At 28.4% G+C, this 331-nt stretch carries 1 protein-coding gene; it reads right to left on the reverse strand.

Annotated elements, in window-relative coordinates:
- Positions 1–101, reverse strand: a 101-nt coding sequence (locus KI369_RS28850) for a DUF3891 family protein (RefSeq protein WP_212959041.1), incomplete at its 3' end; no start/stop codon positions are given.
- Positions 102–331 lie beyond the last annotated feature (230 nt).

A 331-nucleotide genomic window follows, 5' to 3' on the forward strand; every position in this document is an offset into this window, starting at 1 on the left:
AAAGCTTCTTTTATATGCTTTGCAATCTCTCCGGCTAAAAAACCATGATCATGTTGACGAATTAATATACTTTCTTTCTCATCCTTTTCACGAAAAATCATCCGTATACTCCCCCTCATCCTCATATTACAGCGTTTTCTATGCATCAATTCATAATTAATCCCTAAATATTAGCAGGGATTCAGTTTCTTACAACGAAATTAACATAACTATATAGCATTCTTTCTAACAATATAAATAGCTTTATCTTTACTATCTATTATACTAAATCATTCCTTCTAAAAAATTTTTTTATGAGGTGAAAACATGAACAAAACAGAATTAATTAAAA

Source organism: Bacillus sanguinis (assembly GCF_018332475.1).
In the GTDB taxonomy this organism is placed as follows: domain Bacteria; phylum Bacillota; class Bacilli; order Bacillales; family Bacillaceae_G; genus Bacillus_A; species Bacillus_A sanguinis.